16 protein-coding genes are annotated in these 19,800 nt (G+C 62.9%); 13 read left to right on the top strand and 3 right to left on the bottom strand.

Translation table 11 applies throughout. The features are described from left to right. The 5 genes from IGS58_RS01370 to IGS58_RS01350 all read left to right on the top strand — a co-directional run bounded on the left by IGS58_RS01370 (position 1) and on the right by IGS58_RS01350 (position 7,312). Positions 1-1,533 carry a sensor histidine kinase gene (locus tag IGS58_RS01370; protein WP_070281687.1) on the top strand — a complete coding sequence of 511 codons (1,533 nt, stop codon included), beginning with the start codon at positions 1-3 and terminating at the stop codon, positions 1,531-1,533. After that, positions 1,526-1,831, top strand: a complete 306-nt coding sequence (locus tag IGS58_RS01365) for a DUF4212 domain-containing protein (protein ID WP_099389151.1) — start codon at positions 1,526-1,528, stop codon at positions 1,829-1,831. The genes IGS58_RS01370 and IGS58_RS01365 overlap by 8 nt, the downstream gene beginning before the upstream one ends. Further along, positions 1,828-3,876, top strand: coding sequence for a sodium:solute symporter family protein (locus tag IGS58_RS01360; protein ID WP_230520489.1), 2,049 nt, complete (start codon positions 1,828-1,830; stop codon positions 3,874-3,876). The genes IGS58_RS01365 and IGS58_RS01360 overlap by 4 nt, the downstream gene beginning before the upstream one ends. 88 nt (positions 3,877-3,964) lie before the next feature. Beyond that, positions 3,965-6,052, top strand: a complete 2,088-nt coding sequence (locus tag IGS58_RS01355; protein WP_230520488.1) for an alpha/beta hydrolase family protein — start codon at positions 3,965-3,967, stop codon at positions 6,050-6,052. 33 nt (positions 6,053-6,085) lie between these two features. Next, entirely contained in the window at positions 6,086-7,312 is a 1,227-nt protein-coding gene (locus IGS58_RS01350; RefSeq protein ID WP_230520487.1) for a 6-phosphofructokinase, read from the top strand. Here IGS58_RS01350 and IGS58_RS01345 read toward each other — a convergent pair. Continuing rightward, positions 7,309-8,157 (bottom strand): IclR family transcriptional regulator, encoded by an 849-nt coding sequence (locus tag IGS58_RS01345; protein WP_092607425.1) that lies wholly within the window; start codon positions 8,155-8,157, stop codon positions 7,309-7,311. The two genes, IGS58_RS01350 and IGS58_RS01345, sit on opposite strands and share 4 nt — an antisense overlap. A gap of 163 nt (positions 8,158-8,320) precedes the next feature. Here IGS58_RS01345 and IGS58_RS01340 point away from each other — a divergent pair, with 163 nt between their 5' ends. Together IGS58_RS01340 and IGS58_RS01335 are read left to right on the top strand one after the other, a co-directional pair. Continuing rightward, entirely contained in the window at positions 8,321-9,937 is a 1,617-nt protein-coding gene (locus IGS58_RS01340; protein WP_070254662.1) for a GMC family oxidoreductase, read from the top strand. A gap of 130 nt (positions 9,938-10,067) precedes the next feature. Next, positions 10,068-11,399 (top strand): MFS transporter, encoded by a 1,332-nt coding sequence (locus tag IGS58_RS01335; RefSeq protein ID WP_070254663.1) that lies wholly within the window; start codon positions 10,068-10,070, stop codon positions 11,397-11,399. A gap of 64 nt (positions 11,400-11,463) precedes the next feature. Here IGS58_RS01335 and purM read toward each other — a convergent pair whose 3' ends face one another. Beyond that, complete coding sequence (gene purM / locus IGS58_RS01330) at positions 11,464-12,507, bottom strand: phosphoribosylformylglycinamidine cyclo-ligase (RefSeq protein ID WP_034788683.1); 1,044 nt, start codon at positions 12,505-12,507, stop codon at positions 11,464-11,466. Positions 12,508-12,695: 188 nt separating this feature from the next. On the opposite strand from purM, the gene IGS58_RS01325 reads away from it, so the two are divergent. From IGS58_RS01325 to panB, 6 genes are all read left to right on the top strand, one after another. Further along, on the top strand, positions 12,696-13,778 hold the full coding sequence (locus tag IGS58_RS01325; protein WP_034788685.1) for an AI-2E family transporter: 1,083 nt from the start codon (positions 12,696-12,698) through the stop codon (positions 13,776-13,778). A gap of 216 nt (positions 13,779-13,994) precedes the next feature. Then, positions 13,995-14,663 (top strand): DnaA regulatory inactivator Hda, encoded by a 669-nt coding sequence (gene hda, locus IGS58_RS01320; protein ID WP_058048421.1) that lies wholly within the window; start codon positions 13,995-13,997, stop codon positions 14,661-14,663. Further along, the gene (locus IGS58_RS01315) at positions 14,663-15,334 is read left to right on the top strand and encodes an HAD family hydrolase (protein ID WP_070254851.1); all 672 of its coding nucleotides are present in this window, start codon (positions 14,663-14,665) and stop codon (positions 15,332-15,334) included. The genes hda and IGS58_RS01315 overlap by 1 nt, the downstream gene beginning before the upstream one ends. Then, positions 15,327-16,697 carry a polynucleotide adenylyltransferase PcnB gene (gene pcnB, locus IGS58_RS01310; RefSeq protein WP_070254664.1) on the top strand — a complete coding sequence of 457 codons (1,371 nt, stop codon included), beginning with the start codon at positions 15,327-15,329 and terminating at the stop codon, positions 16,695-16,697. Before IGS58_RS01315 ends, pcnB begins: the two co-directional genes overlap by 8 nt. After that, positions 16,697-17,185, top strand: coding sequence for a 2-amino-4-hydroxy-6-hydroxymethyldihydropteridine diphosphokinase (folK, locus tag IGS58_RS01305; protein WP_070254853.1), 489 nt, complete (start codon positions 16,697-16,699; stop codon positions 17,183-17,185). Before pcnB ends, folK begins: the two co-directional genes overlap by 1 nt. A 110-nt stretch (positions 17,186-17,295) precedes the next feature. Beyond that, positions 17,296-18,171: a 3-methyl-2-oxobutanoate hydroxymethyltransferase gene (gene panB, locus IGS58_RS01300; RefSeq protein WP_170846355.1), complete on the top strand. Its 876-nt coding sequence runs from the start codon at positions 17,296-17,298 to the stop codon at positions 18,169-18,171. A 141-nt stretch (positions 18,172-18,312) separates the two neighbouring features. Here the strand turns inward: panB and IGS58_RS01295 are convergent, their stop codons facing one another. Then, complete coding sequence (locus IGS58_RS01295) at positions 18,313-19,800, bottom strand: aldehyde dehydrogenase (protein ID WP_070254665.1); 1,488 nt, start codon at positions 19,798-19,800, stop codon at positions 18,313-18,315.

Raw genomic sequence — 19,800 nt, 5'->3', positions numbered from 1 at the left:
GTGCGCGAGGCGCCAGCGGACGAGGCGGATGACGACGACTGGTTCGAGCCGCCCACCACGGAGCAGGACGACACCATCGAGCATTCGCTGTTTGGCGAAATCCTCGACTGGATGCTGGCGCCCTTGCTGCTGCTGTGGCCGATGAGCATCGCCATCACCTATCTGGTGGCCAAGGGCATCGCCAATCAGCCGTTCGACCATGCGCTGGAAGACAGCGTGACCGTGCTGACGCAACAGGTCAAGCAGGCCGACGGCGCCATGCTGCGCCGCGTGCCGGAAAAGAACAGTAACAACAAGGGCCGCGACTTCCTGCGCGGCGACGATATCGACACCCTGTATTACCTGGTGGTGGGTCCGCGCGGCGAATACCTCGACGGCGACCGCGATTTGCCGCCGCCGCAGGACCCCGACAAATACCGCAGCGGCATGGTGCTGTTTCGCAACGACACCATCCATGGCACGCCCGTGCGCGTGGCGTTCAGCTATCTCGACATTCCGTCCAGCAACAACGACGAGCCGCAGCGCGCGCTGGTGCAGGTGGCGGAAACCCTGGAAAAACGTGCCCAGCTGGCCAATGAAATCATCAAGGGCGTGATCTTGCCACAGTTCATCATCCTGCCCGTGATCCTGGCCCTGGTCTGGTTTGCCCTGGCGCGCGGCCTGTCGCCGCTGGCGCAATTGCAGGAACGCATACGTGCCCGGCCACCCGACGATTTATCGCCCATCGAATCGGGCCAGGTGCCCGAGGAAATCACGCCGCTGGTCGGTTCGCTCAACGAGATGCTGGCGCGCCTGTCGTTGTCGATCGACATGCAGAAGCGCTTCATCGCCGATGCCGCGCACCAGATGAAAACGCCGCTGGCCGGCATGCGCATGCAATCCGAGCTGGCGCTGCGCCAGACCGACCACGACGAGATCCACCGCTCGCTGCTGCAACTGGCGAAAAGTTCGGAAGCGGCCACGCGCCTGGTCAACCAGCTGCTGGCCCTGGCGCGCGCGGAAAACCAGCCTCAGGCGGGCACGGCGTTCGAACCGATCGAGCTGAGCGAACTGGCGCGCGGCGTGGTGCAGGACTGGGTGCAAGCCTCGTTTGCCCAGCATATCGACCTGGGCTTCGAGCAGCCCGCCTATGCGATCATGATTTCCGGCAATGCCATGATGCTGCGCGAGCTGCTGAGCAACCTGATCGACAATGCCCTGCGCTACACGCCGTCGGGCGGCAGCGTCACGGTGCGCGTGCGCAGCACCCTGGAACTGGCCATCCTGGAAGTGGAAGATACGGGCCCCGGCATACCGCAGGCCGAGCGGGCCCACGTCTTTGAACGCTTTTACCGCATTCTCGGCAGCAATGTCGACGGTAGCGGCCTGGGCCTGGCCATCGTGCGCGAAATTGCCCAGCAGCATGGCGCCGAAGTCGATATTTTTAACAATCCGCGCGCGCACTCGCCGAAGCTGCCGGGCACCCTGCTGCGCCTGAGCATCGCCCTGCTGTTGCCGGACGCGCCAGAAGAGGATGAGGTCACGTATGGATAAGCCCAGCCCTCCCGCAGTGCCGTTGCGCACGCCCAACTCCGAGCTGCAGTCGCGCCGCGATATCCACTGGCGCAAGACGCGGCGCCTGACGGCCATCCTGCTGCTGGTCTGGCTGCTGACGGGCTTCCTGACCGTGTTTTATGCGCGCGAACTGTTGCATTTAAATCTGTTCGGCTGGCCGCTTCCCTTCTATATGGCGGCCCAGGGCGCCTCGCTGGTGTACCTGGCCATCATCGCCTTCTATGCCTGGCGCATGCAGCGCCTCGACCGGGCTTTTCATGCAGAGGAGCACGCATGAGCGACCAGCGCAGCTTCTTTGCGCGCCTGTGCCGCTACTATTTGCTGTTTACGGCCGGTTTTGCCGCCTTCCTGCTGGCCCTGTCGGTGCTGGAACAGGAAGGCATGCCGCGCGCATGGATCGGCTACCTGTTCATGCTCGTCACCATCACCCTGTACGCCACCATCGGCGTCATCAGCCGCACCTCGAACGTCACCGAATACTATGTGGCGGGACGCAAGGTACCGGCCATGTTCAACGGCATGGCTACGGCCGCCGACTGGATTTCTGCGGCCAGCTTCATCAGCCTGGCTGGCGGCCTGTACCTGAACGGCTTTGACGGCCTGGCCTTCATCATGGGCTGGACGGGCGGCTATTGCCTGGTGGCGCTATTGATCGCGCCCTACCTGCGCAAGTTCAGCCAGTACACGATTCCCGATTTCCTCGCCGCCCGCTATGGCAGCGGGACCGACAAACGGGGTGCCAGCGTGCGCGTGGTGGCCGTGGCCGCCACCATCATCGTCTCGTTTACGTATGTGGTGGCGCAGATCTACGCCGTCGGCCTGATCGCCTCGCGCTTCACGGGCGTGGATTTTTCCGTCGGCATCTTCCTGGGCCTGGCCAGCATCCTCGTCTGCTCTTTTCTTGGCGGCATGCGCGCCATCACCTGGACGCAGGTGGCGCAATACATCATCATCCTCGTCGCCTTTCTGATTCCCGCCATGTGGCTGTCGGTCAAGCATGCGGACAATCCCGTGCCGCAGATCGCCTACGGCAAGGTGTTGCCGCAACTGAGCGCGCGCGAACACGTGCTGGAAACGGACCCGAAAGAAAACGAGGTGCGTGCCATCTTCCGCCAGCGCGCCATCAGCTACCAGGCGCGCATAGACGGCTTGCCCGCCTCCTGGGAACAAGGCCGTCTGACGGCCCAGCGCCAGCTCGACAGTTTGCGCCAGCGCAATGCCTCATTGTTCGACATCCGCAATGCGGAGCGCTACCTGATCGCCTATCCGAAAAGTCCCGATGAAGCGCGCGCGCTGTGGCAAGCCGCGCAGGCGCACAACCAGAAGCGCGCCGAGCCGATCATTCCGCACGCGCAGCCATTTCCCGCCGCCGACAGGGAGCAGTCCGACATCAAGCGCAACAATTTCCTGGCCCTCGTGTTTTGCATGATGCTGGGCACGGCCGCCCTGCCGCATATCCTCATGCGATCCTACACCACGCCCTCCGTGCACGAGACGCGCGTCTCCGTCTTCTGGACCCTGTTCTTCATCTTGTTGATCTACCTCACGATTCCTGCGCTGGCCGTGCTGGTCAAATACGATATTTACTCGGCTCTCGTGGGCACGCAATACGCGAACCTGCCCACCTGGGTGTCGTACTGGGCCAACGTGGACAAGCTCAGTCCCCTGATCAGCATCATCGACGTCAACCGCGACGGCATCGTGCAACTGGCGGAAATATCCATCGATGCCGACGTGCTGGTGCTGGCCACGCCCGAGATCGCCGGCCTGCCTTACGTTATTTCCGGCCTGGTGGCGGCCGGCGGCCTGGCTGCCGCCCTGTCGACGGCCGATGGCTTGCTGCTGGCCATTTCGAATGCCCTGTCGCACGACATCTATTACAAGGTGGTCGATCCCAGCGCCTCGACGCAAAAGCGCGTGACGATTTCAAAATTGCTGCTGCTGGCCGTGGCCTTCATCGCCGCCTATGCGGCCTCGCAAAAGCCGGCGGACATTTTGTCGCTGGTGGGCGTGGCGTTTTCCCTGGCCGCCTCGACCCTGTTCCCGCCGCTGGTACTGGGCGTGTTCTGGAAACGCGCCAACTACCAGGGCGCGCTGGCCGGCATGCTGACGGGCTTTGGCGTATGCCTGTATTACATGCTGCACACCAGCACCATGTTGGGCGGTAATGCCAGCGGTCAATGGTTTCATATCGCCCCCATCTCCGCCGGCATCTTCGGCGTGCCGGCAGGCCTGGCCGCCGCCGTGCTGGTCAGCTGGCTGACACCGGCGCCGGGACGCCGCAGCACGGGGCTGGTCGAGCATATCCGGGCGCCGGAATAGCACCTTGCTGGTTGAAACGTACAAACAATGATACCTTCAAGAAATAGTGCATAAATAGATATCTTATTTACTATTTCCTGGAGGCGGAATGACACCCAGCAACCTCACTTTGGCCCACCGTGCAGCACTCGTCCGCGCCGCGATGGCCTGCCTGTTGCTGGCCATCGTATCGCCGCCGGCACCCGCCCAAACGGCAGCCGCCAGCACCTCGGCTGTCGCTCCGTCAAGCATCGGCGCCGCCGCCTTTTTCGACGAGGATCAGATCAGCAGTGTCACGCTGTCGCCCGACGGCAACGCGGTCGCCATCTTGCTGATGGGCGACAGCCGGCGCCGGCGCCTGACCGTGCTCGATGTGGCGAGCCAGTCGGCCAAGGTCGTTGCCAGCTTCAGCGACCGCGACATTGCCAATGTGGAATGGGTCAATGCCAGGCGCCTGGTATTCGATACCAGGGACTCGCAGGTGGCCGATGGCCAGCGCAAATATGCGCCGGGCATGTTCGCCGTCGACCGCGACGGCAGCAATTACCGCCAATTGGCTTCCATGGATGATACCCCGGATGATCCGCGCTTCGCGTCCAGGAAGTTGCCGTCCTCCGTGTATCTGCTGGACCAGTTCGGTACCCAGGATTCCGACGTCATCCATGTCCTGAAAGCCGTCGTGCTCAAGGAGCGCAATGAGAATACGGCGAGGGTCGGACAATTCGATTTGCTGCGCCTCGATACCACTACCCAGCAATGGGAAAAGGTGACGCCCCCCGCCAAAGGCGTGCTTCACTGGCTGCTCGACCAGCACGGCAAACCGCGCCTGGCAACGGTCGTCGAGGGCCGGCGCAAGACGTTCTACTACCTTGAACAGGACGAGCAGCGCTGGCGTGCCATCGCCAGCCAGGATGTCTACGACAACGAACCTCACGCCATTACGCCGCTGGAATTCGGTCCCGATGACACCTTGTATGTCAGCAGCCGCAACGGCGCCGACACGCGCGCCCTGTATGCCTATGACCTGGCGGCTGGCCGCGTCACGGGCAAGCCGCTGGTGACGCTGGCGGGCTATGATTTCGACGGCGGCATCCTCACGGACCAGAAACGCTTGCTGGGTGTCTACTACACCAATGATGCCACCACCACCGAATGGTTCAGCGCCGACTGGAAGGCGGTGCAGCAAGACATCGACGCGCAACTACCGGCAACCATCAACCTGATCTCGCTGAACGCCAGGGCGGACAGCCCGCAGCTCATCGTGACGGCATATTCGGACCGCCAGCCCAGCATCTTCCTGCTCTACAACAAGCAAACCCGTCAATTACAAAAGATCGGCGACGCCCGTCCCGCCATCGATGCGCGGCACATGGCGCAAACAGACTTGATGACATACCGCGCGCGCGACGGCATGGAGATTCCTGCCTGGCTGACCTTGCCCAAGGGGGGCGGCAGGAAACTGCCGATGGTGCTGTTTGTGCGCGGTGCGCCAGGCGGGAGTGGCAGCCTGTGGCAATGGAAGAGCGAGCGGCAATTTCTCGCCTCGCGCGGCTATGCCGTGCTGCAAGTCGAATTTCGCGGCAGCGGCCGCCGTGGCGACCAGTATTTGCGAGCAGGCTGGAAACAATGGGGCCTGACCATGCAGGATGACCTGGCCGACGGCGCACGCTGGGCCATCGCACAAGGCATTGCCGATCCGCAACGCATCTGCATCATCGGCGGCGGCGCCTATGGCGGGTATGCCGCCCTGATGGGCTTGATCAAGGATGGCGATCTGTTCCGTTGCGGCGTGAGCTGGGGCGGCATCACCGACTTGCCGAAAATGTTTACGCGGCACTGGAGCGTCGATCACCGGATGGGCGAGGAAGCAAGACAATACACCATGCCGCAACGCATCGGCGATCCCGTGCACGATGCGGCCCTGCTCAAGGCGAACTCCCCCATGTATCAGGCCGAAAAGTTGACGCAGCCCCTGCTGTTGGCCTACGGGGGGGCCGACAGCAAGGTCCCCGTCTATCAGGGCACGCAATTGCGCGACAAGCTCAAGCAGAACAATCCACGCGTCGACTGGCAGTTGTACGCCGACGAAGGCGACCGTTGGGGCTTGGCGGCCACGCGCGTTGATTTCTGGCAGCGCGTGGAACAATTCCTCGACAGAAATATCGGAAAAGACAGCGCCCCGGCAAAAAAGGAGTAGGCTGGAGGGCCGTTCCACTTACGAGGAAATCCCATGTCGTCTGGAAAAATTCTTGTTGCCCAGGGAGGCGGCCCCACCGCCGTCATCAACCAGTCGCTGGTGGGCGTGGTGCTCGAATCGCGGCGCTTTCAACATGTCACGCGCGTGTATGGCGCGCTGCACGGCGTGCGCGGCATCGTCAATGAAGAGTTCGTCGATCTGACGCAGGAAACCAGCCATAACCTGGAACTGGTGGCCGCCACGCCCTCGTCGGCCCTCGGCTCCACGCGCGACAAGCCGGACATTGCCTACTGCCAGCAAATCTTCGAAGTGCTGCGCGCGCACGAGATCGAACATTTCTTTTACATCGGCGGCAACGACTCGTCCGACACGGTGCGCATCGTCAGCGAGGAAGCGCACAAGGCCGGCTATCCGCTGCGCTGCATCCACATTCCGAAAACCATCGACAACGACCTGGTGGGCAGCGACCACACGCCCGGCTTTCCCTCTGCCGCGCGTTTCGTCGCGCAGGCGTTCGCCGGCGCCAACCTCGATAACGCGGCCCTGCCCGGCGTGTACGTGGGCGTCGTGATGGGCCGCCACGCGGGATTTCTGACGGCCGCCTCGGCATTGGGCAAGAAGTTTCCCGACGATGGCCCGCACCTGATCTATCTGCCCGAGCGCGTCTTCGTGCTGGAACAATTTCTTGCCGACGTGAAGGCGACCCATGAAAAACATGGCCGCTGCGTGATCGCCGTCTCGGAAGGCATCCACGACGCCTCGGGCGAACCGATCGCCAGCTTGCTGGCAAAACAGGTGGGCAATGAAGTGGAGCGCGATGCGCATGGCAACGTGCAATTGTCGGGCACAGGCGCGCTGGCCGACCTGCTGTGCGACGAGATCAAGGCGAAACTGGGCATCAAGCGCGTGCGCGGCGATACCTTCGGCTATCTGCAGCGCTCCTTCATCGGCTGCGTCTCCGACGTCGACCAGCGCGAAGCCCGCGAAGTGGGCGAGAAGGCGGTGCAGTTCGCCATGTGGGGCGACCGCGATGGTTCCGTCGCCATCAAGCGCACGGGCTTTTATTCCGTCGATTACGAGTTGCTGCCGCTCACCGAGGTAGCAGGCAAGACGCGCACCATGGAAGACGAATTCATCAGCGCCAGCGGCACGGACGTGACGGATGCGTTCCGCCTGTATCTGCGCCCGCTGCTGGGCTCGGGCATGCCCGATGCGTTCCGCCTGCGCGCGGCGAAAGTGGCCAAGGTCTTGAAACCCTAGCTGTTTTCCGCCAGCAATAGCGGCCGCAGCTTGACGGCCGCCTCCTTGAGCTGGGGCACATGCTGCATCAGCTGCTCCACGGACTTTCTCGCCACGGGCGCGTGGCAGGCGACGGCCGCCACGATGCGCCCGTCGGCCGCGCAGATGGGTACGGCCACGGCTACCATGCCGTGCACGAATTCCTCGTCGTCGATGCCGATGCCCAGGCGGGCGATGCGCACGATCTCGCGTTCCAGCAGCACGGGATCCGTGATGCTTTTCGGCGTGCGCGCCTGCAGGGTCAGCATGGCCAGCAACTCGCGCCTTTCCAGCAAATTCATATGCGCCAGGAATAGTTTCCCACTCGCCGTGCAATGCATGGGTGCGCGCGAACCCAGCACCAGGTGCAGCCGCAACGGTTCCTGCGTTTCCACGCGGTCCACATAGACGATCGCATTACCCTCGGGAATGGCCAGGTTGCACGTCTCGCCCGTGACCGCCACCAGACTGCCCAGGATGCTGCGGCTCACGCGGATCAGGGCATTGTTGCGCAGGGTGGCCAGCGCCAGGTTGGTGGAAGCGGCACCGGGCACGTAGCCGCGTCCCACGGGCGTGCGCAGCACATAGCCATGTTGTTCCAGGGTATCGAGCAGCCGCATCATGCTGGCCTTGGGCACTTGCATGCGCGCGGCCAGCTGCGACAAGGTCAATGGCTGGCTGGCGCTGGCCAGGTGCTCGATCAGGCGCAGCACGCGCAATCCCCGCGCCTCGTCGCCATGGCTGGCCGCCGTGCTGGCAGCTACCGCGCCACCCGCCGAGCTGTCTTCTTCGGCCTCGGCCTGCCGTTTTTGAAACGCATCATGCATGTTCTGTTTCACCTCTCGCGTATGCGGCTGTTTCCGCTTGTCCCGGTGCTGCACGTCTTTTATAAATGGAACCAAACGTTCCAAAAATAATCAATAAAGACCAGTGTATCGCAAAAAACGCCCATCGAGGCGGCTAGATACCGCAACGCAGGAGACAAGAGTAATGTTGCAAACACACTACGATTACATCGTGGTCGGCGCCGGTTCCGCCGGCTGCGTGCTGGCCAACCGCCTGTCGCACGACAGCAACAATCAGGTATTGCTGCTGGAAGCAGGCGGCAAGGACAACAATCCGTGGATACACGTGCCGGTCGGCTATTTCAAGACCATGCACGACCCCAGGCTGGACTGGTGCTACCGCACGGAAGCGGACGCCGGCATCGCCGGGCGCCAGCTGCAATGGCCGCGCGGCAAGGTCTTGGGCGGCTCCAGTTCGCTCAACGGCTTGCTGTACGTGCGGGGACAGAAGGAAGATTACGACCGTTGGGCCGAACTGGGCAATGCAGGCTGGAGCTATGCCGACATCTTGCCTTATTTCAAGAAATCGGAAGACCAGGAACGCGGCGCCAGCGATTACCACGGCGTGGGTGGCCCCTTGAAAGTGTCGGACTTGCGCCTGCGCCGTCCCATCGCCGAGCATTTTATTGCCGGCGCCACGGAAAGCGGCATTCCCTTCAATGCCGACTACAACGGCGCCACGCAGGAAGGCGTCGGCTATTTCCAGCAGACGGCCAGCAAGGGCTTGCGCTGGAGTACCGCCAAGGCCTTTTTGCGGCCTGCCCGCAAGCGCGCCAACCTGCGCGTGGAAGTACGGGCGCAAATCACGCGCGTGCTGTTCGAGGGCAAGCGCGCCGTCGGCATCGAATTCCGCCAGGATGGCCAGCTGCGCCAGGCGCGCGCCAGCGGCGAAGTGATACTCTGCGCGGGCGCCATCGGCTCGCCGCAGATCCTGCAATGCTCGGGCGTGGGTCCGCGCGCCCTGCTGGAAGCAGTGGGCGTGCCGCTGGTGCACGACTTGCCCGGCGTGGGACAGAACCTGCAAGACCACCTGCAAATCCGCCTCGTCTTCAAGACGCGCCTGAAAACCCTGAACGATGAAGTCAACAGCTTGTGGGGCAAGCTGTGGGTGGGCATGCAATACGTGTTTTCCCGCTCGGGGCCCTTGACCTTGGCAGCCAGCCAGGTGACGGTGTTTACCAGGTCGTCGCCCGAGGTGGAGCGGCCCGACATCCAGTTCCACATGCAGCCATTGAGCGCCGACAAGCCGGGCGAAGGCGCGCATCCGTTTTCCGCCTTCACGTCGTCCGTGTGCCAGCTGCGCCCGCACAGCCGTGGCCACGTGTCGATCAAGTCCGCCGATCCCCTCGCCTATCCGGGCATCTATCCGAATTATCTGTCCGACCCGCGCGACCAGCAGACGGCAATTGCCGCCCTGCGCGTGGCGCGAAAAATCGCCGCCGCCCCATCGCTGGCGCCGCACATCATTTCCGAGTTCGTGCCCGGCCCGCAGTTCGAGACGGATGCGGAATTGCTGGACGCGGCGCGGCGCTTCAGCCAGTCGATCTACCACCCCAGCGGCACCTGCAAGATGGGACATGACGCCATGGCCGTCGTCGATGACCGCCTGCGCGTGCACGGCATGCAGAACCTGCGCGTGGTCGATGCGTCGATCATGCCGGAAATCGTCTCGGGCAATACGAACGCGCCCACCATCATGATCGCCGAAAAAGCAGCCGACATGATCCTGGCGGACGCCGTGCGGCTGCCCAAGGCTGCCTAGTCCGCGCCCCACGCCACCTCACCCGGGAGGATGCCAGCGGCGGGCAGACGGCCCCGCCCCTCAATGACTTGGCAATCAGCCAGGCATCAAAAAAACACACATAATCGATATCGATTGGAGACTAGATATTATGGATAACAATCCGAACAATCCGAAAAAGGCCAAAGAGCTACGGAAAGTCGTGATGGCCAGCGTGATCGGCGCCACCATCGAGTGGTACGACTTCTTTTTATACGGCGTCGTCGCCGGCATCGTGTTCAGCAAGCTGTATTTCCCGGGCGGCGATCCGCTCGTCTCGACCATGCTGGCCTACGGTACCTTTGCCGTGGGCTTTCTGTCGCGCCCCATCGGCGGCGTGATCTTCGGCCACTTCGGCGACAAGATCGGCCGCAAGAGCATGCTGGTGATGACCCTGATGATCATGGGGATCTCCACTTTCCTGATCGGCGTGCTGCCCACATATGACCACATCGGCTACTGGGCGCCCGGCCTGCTGCTGTTCCTGCGCGTGCTGCAGGGTATCGGCCTCGGTGGCGAATGGGGCGGCGCCGTGCTGATGGCGTATGAATATGCGCCGCCCAAGGAGCGCGGCTTCTACGCCAGCCTGCCGCAGATCGGCCTGGCCATCGGCCTGTGCCTCGCTTCCGGCGTGGTGGCGATCCTGTCCTACAGCCTGACGGACGCGCAGTTCCTGTCCTGGGGCTGGCGCGTGGCCTTCATCCTGTCGGCGGCTCTCGTCTTCATCGGCATGTGGATACGCCTGAATGTAATGGAAACGCCGGAATTCCAGGCCGTCAAGGAGAAGAATGCGGAGACGCAGATTCCGTTTTTCGACCTGTTGAAACGCTATCCCGGCAACGTCTTGAAGGGCATGGGCGCGCGCTATATCGACGGCGTGTTCTTCAATATCTTCGGCGTGTTTTCCATCACCTATCTGACCAACACCATCAAGATAGACCGCACGGAAGCACTGATGGGCGTGATGGCGTCGGCCGTCGTGATGTGCTTCTGCATCCCATTCTTCGGCCGCCTGTCGGACCGCATCGGCCGCACCAAGGTATTTTTCTGGGGTTCATTGATCACGGGCGTGTCGTCGATTCCCGCCTTCTGGATCATGCTGCATCACGCCGACAATCCGCTGCTGCTGTGGTGTTCCGTGATCATCCCGCTGGGCGTGCTGTATTCGGCCGTGTACGGCCCGGAAGCGGCCCTGTTCTGCGACCTGTTCGACGCCAAGGTGCGCTACACGGGCATCTCCTTCGTGTACCAGTTCTCCGGCATCTTCGCCAGCGGCCTGACGCCCATCATCGCCACCTATTTGCTGAAGACGGGCAATGGCGAGCCGTGGCACATCGTCGGCTACATCCTGTTCGCCTCCCTCGTCTCGGCCGTCAGCGTGGCCATGATCGGCAGGGGCGGCTCGCAACCGGATGGCCGCATGAAGCCGGCGCACGCGCGGTAAGCGCAGGCACGTAAAAAAAGGCAGGCCTCTTGCGAGTGCCTGCCTTTTTTATGTCGATTAAGACTTAGATGACAATCGTTTGATGCTCGTCGCCCACGCGGGCGCGGATGGTGCCGATGCGCGAGACGGTTTCGCCGGCCGCTTGCAATTGCGCGATGGCGGCGTCCGCGTTTTCCTGCGAGACGATGACCGTCATGCCGATGCCGCAGTTGAAGACGCGGTGCATTTCGGCGTCAGCCACGCCGCCGTGCTGCTGCAGCCACGTGAACAGCGGCGGCATGGTCCATGCCTTCGAGTCCAGCTCGGCCACCAGGCCAGGCTGCAGCACGCGCGGGATGTTTTCCACCAGGCCGCCGCCGGTGATGTGCACCATGCCCTTGACTTCCATGGCATCCATCAGCGCCAGCAGCGGCTTGACGTAGATGCGCGTCGGCTGCATCAGCACGTCGGCCAGTTTGCGGCCGTGGAAGTCGCCTTCCAGGTCAGGTTTCGCCACTTCGATGATCTTGCGCACCAGCGAGTAACCGTTCGAGTGCACGCCGGACGAGGCCAGGCCCAGCACCACGTCGCCCGGGGCGATCTTGGTACCGTCGATGATTTTCGATTTTTCCACGGCGCCGACGGCAAAGCCTGCCAAGTCGTATTCGCCGGCCGGGTACATGCTCGGCATTTCCGCCGTTTCGCCACCGATCAGCGCGCAACCCGCTTGTTCGCAACCCTGGGCGATGCCCTTGATGACGTCGGTGGCGATCGCCACGTCCAGCTTGCCGCATGCGAAGTAGTCGAGGAAGAACAGCGGTTCGGCGCCTTGCACCAGGATGTCGTTGACGCTCATGGCGACCAGGTCGATGCCGACCGTGTCATGGCGGTTCAGTTCGAACGCCAGGCGCAATTTGGTGCCCACGCCGTCGGTGCCCGAGACGAGCACCGGTTCCTTGTACTTCTTGCTGATTTCAAACATGGCGCCAAAACCGCCCAGGCCGCCCATCACGCCTTCGCGCAGGGTGCGCTTGGCAAACGGCTTGATTGCTTCGACTAAAGCGTCGCCTGCGTCGATATCGACGCCAGCGTCACGGTAGGAAAGGGAAACATTAGAAGTCTGGTTCATGGTGTGGTGGCAGCGGAGGCGGTAAAATAGAAGGCGGATACCCGCCGGCACGCGCGCGCAAACATGTTTTTCAACATCGTGCGGCAGGACGCCAGCGGGTGAATTCGGTCGATCAAGTCGCTATTTTATCAAACTGCCCCGCCATTTCGTAATTAACTGCCTTTTTTTAACGCAACAGCACAAACTACATGCCATTCGCCATCACCGCCGAACAGAAGCAAACAGCATTTTGGATCGCGGTCTGGCTGGCATTTTTGCTGCTGCTCGTCAGCCTCGGTCCCATCCTGACGCCCTTCCTGGCCGCCGCCATCCTCGCCTACGTGCTCAATCCCGGCGTCGACCGGTTGCAGCGCCTGCATTACAAGCATTTTTACGTGCCCCGTCCGCTGGCCGTGCTGGTCGTCGTAGTGTTGTTTTTCCTCGCCATTACGGCGCTGGTGCTGATCGTCGTACCCGTGCTGCAAAAGGAAATCCCGCTGCTGCAGGCGCAAATCCCGCAATTCCTGAACAAGGCCAACGATTTCCTGGCGCCGAAGCTGCGCGACCTGGGCATCCGCGTGCGCCTCGATGGCACCGGCATCAAACGCATGCTGAGCCAGCAGATGGCCACCAGCGGCGATGAAATCTGGAGCACGGTACTCGCTTCGGCCCGTATCGGCGGCACGGCCGTGCTGGGCTGGCTGGCCACCGTGGTGCTGATTCCCGTGGTGCTGTTCTACCTGTTGTTGGATTGGCATCCGATGCTGGCGCGCATCGCCGGCGCCGTGCCGCGCCGCTGGGTCGGCCGCACGGTGGGCATGGCACAGGAAGTCGATACCCTGCTGGCGCAATATCTGCGCGGCCAGCTGCTCGTCATGCTGGTGCTGGCCACGTATTACTCGGTGGCGCTGGCCATCGCCGGTTTTGAAGTCGCATTGCCTGTGGGCATCATCACGGGCTTGCTGGTGTTCATTCCCTATCTGGGCTTCGGCCTGGGACTGATGCTAGCGCTGATCGCCGCCCTGCTGCAGTTTGCCGACTGGAGCGGCGTCATCGCCGTGGCCGTCATCTATGGCTGCGGCCAGGTCATCGAAGGCTTTTTCCTCACGCCGCGCCTGGTGGGCGAGCGCATCGGCCTGAACCCGCTGGCCGTGATCTTTGCCTTATTGGCTTTCGGACAATTGTTCGGTTTCGTCGGCGTTTTGCTCGCTTTACCCGCTTCTGCCGTCCTGATGGTCGCTTTTAAGCATCTAAGACGCCACTACCTGTCCAGCACCTTCTATAATGCGTGACAAGGTGACTGACATAAGCGACTGCGCGTCGCACTTTGCGACCGGCGATGCTCACCGTACTACAGTACGGTTGCGCTTCTCGGCCACAAATCGCTGCCGCTCGCGACGCTTCTGTCAGGCACTCGATACGACTACAATGTTAAATTAATAAAAATCCAACAACAAACGCGATGACGACGCACAAGCAGTAATGAAAAACAGGACAAGGCGTACGCCATGAAACAACTGGTGCTCGATTTAGGCACAGACCAGGCGCACAGCCTCGATACCTTCGAGGTGGGACAGAATGCCGAAGTGGCGCAGCTGATGCGCCAGTTCGCCGCGCGCACTTCGCGCGAACATTTTGCCTACCTGTGGGGCGAACTGGCCGCCGGCAAGAGCCACCTGCTCAAGGCCCTGGCCAGCACCGAGCGCGCGCGCTACATTTCGCCATTCTCGATCGAGTCCGAATTCGTGTATTCGCCTGATGTGGATTTGTACCTGCTCGACGACTGCGAAAAACTGTCGCCGCTGGCGCAGATCGATGCCTTTGCCCTGTTCAATGAAATCCGCGCCAACAAGGCCTTCATGGTGTGCAGCGGCGCCGTGCCGCCGGCCGTGCTGCCCGTGCGCGAAGACTTGCGCACGCGCATGGGCTGGGGCCTGATCTATCAAATCCACGGCTTGACGGACGATGAAAAAATCGCCGCCCTGACCCAGGCGGCCACCACCCGCGGCTTGACCTTGTCGCCCGGCGTGTTACCCTATCTGCTGTCCCATTTCCGGCGCGACATGCGTTCGCTGTCGACGATGCTGGACTCTCTCGACCTCTACTCCCTTGAAACCCAACGCCCGATCACCTTGCCATTGTTGCGCGAGTTGCTGCAGGCGGAAGCGAAAGAATGATGAATCTGGCCCTGTTTGACCTCGACCACACCCTGCTGCCCATCGACTCGGATCACGAGTGGGGCGAATTCCTGGTACGCATCGGTGCCGTGGACGCCGCCGAATTCACCCGCCGTAACGACGAATTTTTCGCGCAATACCAGGCCGGCACGCTCGATCCGGTGGAATACCTGGAATTTTCGCTCGGCACCCTGGCGCAATTCCCGCGCGAACGCCTGGAAGCGCTGCACAAGCAATTCATGGCTGAAGTGGTCATGCCGGCCATCCGCCCGGAAGTCGTGGCCCTGCTGAAACAGCACCAGGACGCGGGCGACCTGCTGGCCATCGTCACGGCCACCAACCATTTCATCACCAAACCCATCGCCGATGCGCTGGGCGTCGAGCACCTGCTGGCCGCCATGCCAGAATATGACACGCAAGGCAATGTCACGGGCAAGCTGGTCGGCACGCCGACCCTGGGCGCGGGCAAGCTGACCCACACCTATGCCTGGCTGGAAAAGATGGGCAAGGAACTGGGGCAGTTCGAGCGCAGCTATTTTTACAGCGATTCGCACAACGACATTCCCCTGCTGTCGGTCGTGACCCACCCTGTCGCGACCAACCCCAATACCGCTTTGAGCGCACACGCATCCCTCCACGGCTGGCCATCACTTCACTTATTCAATGATTAAAAAATTCATCCGCAAGATCCTCGGCGTTAAAAAAGAGGCAGCGCGCGACACCACGGCACCCATCGTGCTCGGTCCTGCGCAACACGGAATCGACCCGAAACTGGTGTCGTCGAATGCCATCCGCGTCACCAGCAGCCTGCAGGAAGCGGGCTTCGAGGCTTTTGTCGTCGGCGGCGCCGTGCGCGACCTGCTGCTGGGCGTGAAACCGAAAGACTTCGACATCGCCACCAACGCCACGCCGGAACAGGTCAAGCGCTTGTTCCGCCGCGCCTTCATCATCGGCAAGCGCTTCCAGATCGTGCACGTGATGTTCGGCCAGGATTTGCTGGAAGTGACGACCTTCCGCGGCGCCGGCGCCGACTCCGCGCCCAAGGATGAACATGGCCGCGTCCTGCGCGACAATACCTTCGGCTTGCAGCACGAAGATGCGCTGCGCCGCGACTTCACCATCAACGCCATGTACTACAACCCGGCCACGCAGGAAGTGCTGGACTACCACGGCGGCGTGGAAGACATCCGCGCCAAGACCTTGCGCATGATCGGCAAGCCGGAAGAGCGCTACCGAGAAGATCCCGTGCGCATGCTGCGCGTGGTGCGCTTTGCCGCCAAGCTGAAATTCACCATCGAGCCGCACACGGCCGCGCCGATCCCCATCATGGCGCCGCTGATCAACAACGTGCCCGCGCCGCGCGTATTCGATGAAATGCTGAAACTGCTGATGAGCGGCCACGCGTTGGCCTGCCTGCAGCAGCTGCGCAAGGAAGGCTTGCATCACGGCCTGCTGCCGCTGCTCGACGTGGTGCTGGAACAGCCGCTGGGCGCAAAATTCGTCACCCTGGCGCTGGACGCCACGGACGCCCGCATCGCCGCCGGCAAGACCGTCTCGCCGGGCTTCCTGTTCGCTTCGCTGCTGTGGCACCAGGTACTGGAAAAATGGACGGCCTACCGCGCCGCCGGCGAATCGACGATTCCCGCGCTGCACCTGGCGGCCGACGACGTGCTCGATTCGCAAACGGAAAAACTGGCCTTGCAGCGCAAGATCGGTTCCGACATGCGCGACATCTGGTCGATGCAGCCGCGCTTCGAGCGCCGGGTCGGCAAGGCGCCGTACAAGTTGCTGGAGCACCTGCGCTTCCGCGCCGGCTACGACTTCCTGCTGCTGCGCTGCGCCTCTGGCGAGATCGACATGGACATCGGCGAATGGTGGACGGCCTTTTATGAAGGCGACGAGGAAACGCGCGAAGCGCTGCTCGTCAGCGCCAATGCCGCACCGGGCGCCGTCAAGAAAAAGCGCCCGCCACGCCGCAGCACGCGCAGCAAGACCGGCGGCGGCTCGGCCACCGGCAGCAGCAGCGACGAATGATGGACGCACTTGCGCTGGTCACCGCTTACATCGGCATCGGCGCCAACCTGGGCGACGCGCGCGCGAATGTGCAGGACGCGATAGCGCGCCTGGCGCGCCTGCCAGGCGCCAGCTTGCTGGACGCCTCGGCCAGCTACCGCACGGCGCCCATCGATTCGAGCGGTGACGACTACGTCAACGCCGTGGCGCGCATCACGACCACCCTGCCGGCAGAGGAACTGCTGCTGGCCCTGCACGCCATCGAGGCAGCGCATGGACGCGAGCGGCCTTACCGCAACGCCCCGCGCACCCTGGACCTGGACTTGCTGCTGTACGGCGATGAACGGATCGCCAGCGCCACGCTGACGGTGCCCCATCCGCGCATCACCGAGCGCGCCTTCGTGCTGGTGCCGCTGCTCCAACTGGCGCCCGCCGTCATCGTGCCCGGACTCGGTCCGGCGCAGGACTACCTGGCGGCCGTGGCCGATCAGGCCATCAGTCAGCTCTGACCCCAGCCCTGACCCGTTTCGCTCCCATCCTCTACAATGCCGCTCCTGCAGCAGGCCGCATAAAGTACTACACTAGCGGCGTTGCACCCCTTTCACTCTAGAGAATACCTATGTCCGCTTATTTGCAAGGAACAGATCTGGCCGCAAAAGACAAGGCCGCCACACCGGCGCCGGCGCCATCCAAGCCTGTCGCCAACAAGGCCGTGACCATCCACACCCTGGCCACGCTGCGCGCCGCCGGCGAAAAGATCACCATGCTGACCTGCTATGACGCCAGCTTTGCGTCCCTGATGGACCGCTGCGGCGTGGAGATCCTGCTGATCGGCGATTCGCTCGGCATGGTCTGCAATGGCCACAACTCCACCCTGCCCGTCACCGTGGCCGAACTGGCCTACCACACGGCATCCGTGGCGCGCGGCAGCAAGTCGGCCATGATCATGGCCGACCTGCCATTCGGTGCGTACGGCACGCCTGAAACAGCCTATGCCAACGCCGTCATCCTGATGCAGGCTGGCGCGCACATGATCAAGATCGAAGGCGGCGCCTGGCTGGCCGAGATCGTCCGTTTCCTCACCGAACGCGGCATCCCCATCTGCGCCCACATCGGCCTGACGCCGCAATCCGTGCACCAGCTGGGCGGCTATAAAGTGCAGGGCAAGAGCACGGAAAGCGCGGCGGAACTGAAGAACGACGCGCTGACGCTGCAAAACGCGGGCGCCGCCATCGTGCTGATGGAAGCGATGCCGTCGCAGCTGGGCAAGGAAGTGACGGACATGCTGACCATCCCCACCATCGGTATCGGCGCCGGTCCCGATTGCTCGGGCCAGGTGCTCGTCATGCACGACATGCTGGGCGTCTTCCCGGGCCGCAAGGCGCGCTTCGTGCGCAACTTCATGGAAGGCGCGGCCAGCATCGACGACGCCGTCACCGGCTATGTGAAAGCCGTCAAGGATGGCAGCTTCCCGGCGCTGGAACACTGCTTCTGACGTAGTTTGTTTTAAGTCGGCTTGCGCGCTGCGCGCCAAGCCGACCTACGAGACCATCAACGCCGTAGGCCGGATAGGTCGGATTAGGCGGGGCCGCCGAGGCCGCAGGCCGTAATCCGACAACACCACAGGCGCAAACCCCTACCCCACCTGTATCCACGTCGTCTTCAGCTCCGTGTACTTGTCCAGCGCGTGCAATGACTTGTCACGCCCATTGCCCGACTGCTTGTAGCCGCCGAACGGCACGGTGATGTCGTCGCCGTCATACTGGTTGACGTGCACGGTGCCCGCGCGCAGGGCCCGCGCCGTCTGGATGGCCTTGGTGATGTCCGATGTCCATACGGCCGCCTGCAAGCCGTACGGCGTGGCATTGGCCTGTTTCACCGCCTCGCCAATATCCGTAAAACCCAGCACGGACAGCACGGGGCCGAAGATCTCTTCGCGCGCGATCGTCATGCCCGCGTCCACGCCGAAGATGGTCGGCTGCACATAGTAGCCCCCCGTTTCCGCGCGCACGGCCTCGCCACCGCCCAGCAGCTGCGCGCCTTCGCTCTTGCCGGCCGCGATATAGCCCATCACGGTTTGCATCTGCGTCGCGTCGACGATGGCGCCCATGACGGTGGCTTCGTCGAGCGGGTCGCCGGGCTGGAAGCGCGGCAGCATGGCCAATGCCTTGGCCAGGAATTCTTCCTTGATCGATTCTTCCACGAACAGACGCGATGGCGCGTTGCAGCTTTCGCCCTGGTTGAAGAAGATGGAGCCGACGGCGGCCGCCACGGCCTTGTCCAGGTCAGGGCAATCGGCGCAAACGATGTTGGCGGACTTGCCGCCCAATTCCGTCCACGCCCGTTTCAGGTTTGACTGGCCCGCCATCTGCACGATCAATTTGCCCGTGCGCGTGGAACCCGTAAAACCGATGCAATCGACATCCATGTGCAACGCCAGCGCGGCGCCGGCCTCGTTGCCGTAGCCGGGCAGCACATTGAAAACGCCGGCCGGCACGCCCGCTTCCAGCGCGATGTCGGCCAGGCGCAAGGCCGTCAATGGGGATTTTTCGGAGGGTTTGAGGATCACGCTATTGCCTGCCGCGAGGGCCGGCGCGATCTTCCAGGCAGCCATGATCATCGGGTAGTTCCACGGCACGATGGCGGCGACGACACCCACCGGTTCGCGCGTGATCAGGGCCAGGCTGTTGGCCGGAGTCGGCGCGATTTCATCGTAGACCTTGTCGATCGCCTCGCCATACCAGCGCAGGCAGTTGGCCGTGGCGCCCACGTCCACGCTCTGGCTGTACTTGATCGGTTTGCCCATGTCCAGGGTTTCCAGCAAGGCCAGCTCGGGGCCGTACTTCTGCACCAGGTCGGCGAACTTGATCAGCACGCGCTTGCGCTGCGCGGGCGATTTCCCTGCCCAGCGGCGGTCCTCGAAGGCGGCGCGCGCGGCCTGCACGGCCGCATCCACGTCCGCCCCATCGCAGCGGGCCACTTGCCCCAGGAGGCGCCCATCGATGGGCGACAAATTGTCGAAAGTCTGGCCTGACCTGGCCCCGGCGCGCTCGCCGTTGATGAAGGCACGCCCATCGATCTTGATCTCTGCGGCACGTGCGTGCCAGCTGGTGTTTTCCGTCAT

It is taken from the genome of Janthinobacterium sp. EB271-G4-7A (assembly GCF_020858075.1).
Taxonomy (GTDB): domain Bacteria; phylum Pseudomonadota; class Gammaproteobacteria; order Burkholderiales; family Burkholderiaceae_D; genus Janthinobacterium; species Janthinobacterium lividum.
This window is presented reverse-complemented; position numbering and strand designations above follow the sequence as displayed.